Raw genomic sequence first — 599 nt, forward strand, 5'->3', positions numbered from 1 at the left:
AGGCGGGCATTCTATCGAACTGACAAAATTTTGCTCTATCTTTTTTACCTGAATCGGGTTAACATTCGCGGCCTGAAAATTGACCAGTAAACTAGCAGCAAAACAGGATGCTTTGCGCGGTGCTACTGCTGTTAACGTTAACGAACAAGACCGTAATCTCAGGAGCCTTACGTCATGCCAAATCTGGATCTGAGCCGCTACGGCATCACCGATGTCGAAGAAATCGTCCATAATCCGTCCTATGACCTGCTGTTCAAAGAAGAAACTCGCGATGACCTGCAAGGTTATGAAAAAGGAACGGTAACGGACCTTGGAGCGGTTGCTGTTGATACAGGAATTTTTACCGGACGTTCCCCCAAAGACAAATACATTGTTCGCGACGACACAACTCGCAATACCGTCTGGTGGGCTGACCAGGGCAAGAACGACAACAAACCATTGTCGACTGAAACCTGGAATGAACTGAAAGGTTTGGTTACTGAGCAGTTGTCGCACAAACGTCTGTTTGTGGTCGACACCTATTGCGGTGCTAACGAAGATACACGTCTTGCGGTTCGCTTCATTACTGAAGTGGCATGGCAGGCACATTTTGTAAAAAA

At 46.9% G+C, this 599-nt stretch carries 1 protein-coding gene; it reads left to right on the top strand.

The window, feature by feature from the left end; translation table 11 throughout:
- Positions 1–174: 174 nt before the first annotated feature.
- On the top strand, positions 175–599 hold a 425-nt coding region (locus tag B3180_RS03475; RefSeq protein WP_286843082.1), incomplete at its 3' end, for a phosphoenolpyruvate carboxykinase (ATP).

It is taken from the genome of Idiomarina sp. UBA4206 (assembly GCF_002383015.1).
In the GTDB taxonomy this organism is placed as follows: domain Bacteria; phylum Pseudomonadota; class Gammaproteobacteria; order Enterobacterales; family Alteromonadaceae; genus Idiomarina; species Idiomarina abyssalis.